This window comes from Klebsiella sp. 10982, assembly GCF_048589245.1.
In the GTDB taxonomy this organism is placed as follows: domain Bacteria; phylum Pseudomonadota; class Gammaproteobacteria; order Enterobacterales; family Enterobacteriaceae; genus Klebsiella; species Klebsiella quasivariicola.
The window spans coordinates 1-723 of record NZ_JBMAXV010000133.1 but is presented as its reverse complement, the minus strand read 5'-3'; the positions used below and the strand labels follow the sequence as shown (position 1 = coordinate 723).

At 54.2% G+C, this 723-nt stretch carries 1 protein-coding gene; it reads right to left on the bottom strand.

Annotation, left to right across the window (positions count from 1 at the left end; genetic code table 11):
* On the bottom strand, nt 1-723 hold a 723-nt coding region (locus tag ACKLKD_RS27925; protein ID WP_420062014.1), incomplete at both ends, for an IS5 family transposase.

The window sequence follows — 723 nt, the reverse complement described above, 5'->3', positions numbered from 1 at the left end:
ATTCTGTACATTGCCGTTTCCGCTATCGAGCGACGGTTATATTCCGTTGTCCATTTCCACCGTGCATTGCTTCCGCTCAGCCGCTGATTAGCAACGGCACGGTTGCGGTCTGCGTACTCACCGGGCCAGTAACCTGCTCCTTTTCGGGGAGGAATAAGCGCGCTGATTTTTTTGCGGCGCAGTTCATCGTGACAAAGCCGTGTATCGTAAGCCCCGTCTGCCGCGGCTGCCCTGATTTTTCTGTGAGTCTGCCGGATAAGGCCCGGGAAGGCTTCTGAGTCCGTGACGTTATTCAGCGACAGGTCTGCACAGACAACTTCATGTGTGTTGCTGTCAACAGCAAGATGCAACTTTCGCCAGATACGACGGCGCTCTTTGCCGTGCTTTCTGACTTTCCATTCGCCTTCACCAAAGACCTTCAGCCCGGTGGAATCAATCACCAGGTGTGCGATTTCACCCCGGGTGGACGTTTTGAAACTGACATTAACCGACTTTGCCCGCTTACTGACACTGGTGTAATCCGGGCAGCGCAACGGAACGTTCATCAGGGCAAAAATGGAATCAATAAAACCCTGCGCAGCCCGCAGGGTCAGCCGGAATACGCGTTTAATCACCAGAACGGTGGTGATGGCGAGATCAGAATAGCGCTGGGGCCTTCCTCGTGATGAAGGCGTTGCCGACTCATACCAGGCCTGAATCGCCTCATCATCCAGCCAGAAAGTG